This is a genomic window from Rubrivivax gelatinosus, assembly GCF_016583785.1.
Classification (GTDB): Bacteria; Pseudomonadota; Gammaproteobacteria; order Burkholderiales; family Burkholderiaceae_C; genus Rubrivivax; species Rubrivivax gelatinosus_B.
The window spans coordinates 1-602 of sequence record NZ_NRRU01000239.1; the positions used below are offsets into that span (position 1 = coordinate 1).

The following is a 602-nucleotide window of genomic DNA, read 5'->3' on the forward strand; positions in this document are numbered from 1 at the left end:
TGCAGGGCGCCGACGCGGCGCCCTGCAGCTTCTTCAGTTCGTCGACGTTGCGCGCCAGTTCGGCCAGGCGCAGGTCGGCGGCGCGGCGTTCGGCTTCCTTCGACAGCTTGGCCTCGGGCGCGGACTTGAGCGCGCCCTGCGAGAGCTTCAGCTTGTCGGGCGTCGGCGCCGCGGCCTGGCGCCGGTCTTCGACGTTCGCCTGAACCTTGCCGGTGGCCTGGCGCGCAGGTTGTTCGGCGGCGACGGCCGAGGTGCCGGCGGCCAGGCGCTGGCGGTACGCGGCGAAGTCGGCGGCCTGGGCGACGATGACGTCGCGCGCCTCGGCTGCCGGCACGCTGGCGGCGGCTTCGGTCGACGGCAGCGTCAGCACGGCGCCGGACTTCAGCCGGTTCATGTTGTCGCCGACGAACGCATCGCGATTGCCGCGGAACAGCGCGACCAGCATCTGGTCGAGCGAAACACCGGCAGCCTGGGTGCGCGAGGCGATGCGGTAGAGCGTGTCGCCGCGGCGCACCTGGACCGAATCGGCCGCCGGACGTTCGGCGCGGCGCGCCGGCGCGGAGGCGGGTGCCGGGCGCGGTTCGGCGGCGGCACGCGAGGCC

The 602-nt window shown here is 74.6% G+C and carries 1 protein-coding gene; it reads right to left on the reverse strand.

From position 1 onward, the window contains the following. A partial coding sequence (locus CKO43_RS25600) for a FimV/HubP family polar landmark protein (protein WP_276570325.1) occupies window positions 1-602 on the reverse strand: 602 nt, incomplete at both ends.